Origin of the sequence: Shigella sp. FC1661, assembly GCF_001712525.1 — a bacterium.
Classification (GTDB): Bacteria; Pseudomonadota; Gammaproteobacteria; order Enterobacterales; family Enterobacteriaceae; genus Escherichia; species Escherichia coli.
The window spans coordinates 1-1095 of sequence record NZ_MDGW01000368.1; the positions used below are offsets into that span (position 1 = coordinate 1).

General features: G+C 39.3%; 2 protein-coding genes and 1 pseudogene. 2 read left to right on the forward strand and 1 reads right to left on the reverse strand.

Features of this window, described 5'->3' with window-relative positions; translation table 11 throughout:
* Positions 1-92: 92 nt before the first annotated feature.
* Positions 93-200, forward strand: a pseudogene (locus BFF42_RS18300) (integrase core domain-containing protein); the annotation flags it as partial.
* A gap of 181 nt (positions 201-381) precedes the next feature.
* The gene (gene ospE2 / locus BFF42_RS18305; protein WP_000957717.1) at positions 382-648 is read left to right on the forward strand and encodes a type 3 secretion system effector OspE2; all 267 of its coding nucleotides are present in this window, start codon (positions 382-384) and stop codon (positions 646-648) included.
* Positions 649-1018: 370 nt separating this feature from the next.
* Here ospE2 and BFF42_RS27895 read toward each other — a convergent pair.
* Positions 1019-1095: hypothetical protein (locus BFF42_RS27895; protein ID WP_228365084.1), on the reverse strand; the 77-nt coding region annotated here is incomplete at its 5' end.

Here is a 1095-nt window from a genome sequence, read left to right on the forward strand (position 1 = left end):
AGTAGCTGAACAGGAGGGACAGCTGATAGAAACAGAAGCCACTGGAGCACCTCAAAAACACCATCATACACTAAATCAGTAAGTTGGCAGCATCACCCCTTGCAGTGGCGATCGAGCATTACAATGAAAACCATCCGCATAGTGCGTTGGGTTATCTCTCACCAAGGGAATATCGACGTCAGCGGGTAATGTCAACTTAAGATACAACGACTGTCTGAATATCGTGGGTCAAGGACAGTTCAATGACATAACGCAGCCATTTTTCTGGCTCCACATCTCATCGCTTACGAAAAAAGTATCGTTTTTTTACAGTAAACTTCATTTAGCCGACTATAATGTAAAAAATAAATTCTTTACTAAAATATAACATAAGGAAGCAATATGCTTACACAAACTATATTCCCTTGCCTTCCACAAAAACAAGAAAATATCATCCTTGAAGTGTCAAATCCTGTATTATTATCTTCTACTGTTACTACAGATGGATATACTGTTTTCAATAAAAAAGCAGCTATATACGAATTACAAATACCTGCTACCAACCGGACGAAAACGTTGAAATTCACTGCTACAGAAATGCAATGGTTGACAAAGATAAATGAAGTAGGAATTGTTGAAAAACAAAGCCAACGGCATTCTAATATCTGAAGTTAATTTCAGACTCGTTTAAGCTCCATTTTCAAAAGAATATATCAGGGTTTGTTACTAATAATTTCTGGAAACAGAAAAAGTAGAGCAGTAATTCTATTTCAGAGAGGAGTAACTCCATCTATCCTCGATACATACTGAACGTTATCGTGATATATTCATCATGCTTTCTTCACCATTATTCGAGTGCAGGGACGCAATGACCTTAAATACCTTTTAGTAGAATATATTGCTGACCCACAAATATCAGGATGGTATTGACAAGTCATAGATGGAGAAATATATGACTGAATTACCATTCTCTGGAATAACAGCAGACTCCTTCCCATAGACGGCTTTGGGGGGGGGCCCTATTAAGTTGTCAAGCATGTTATGACCCCTGCGGGGTATAAAAAGTCCCGTCGCGCATCATGGCGAACAGAACGTCGCAGCGTCGTCTCGCCAGGG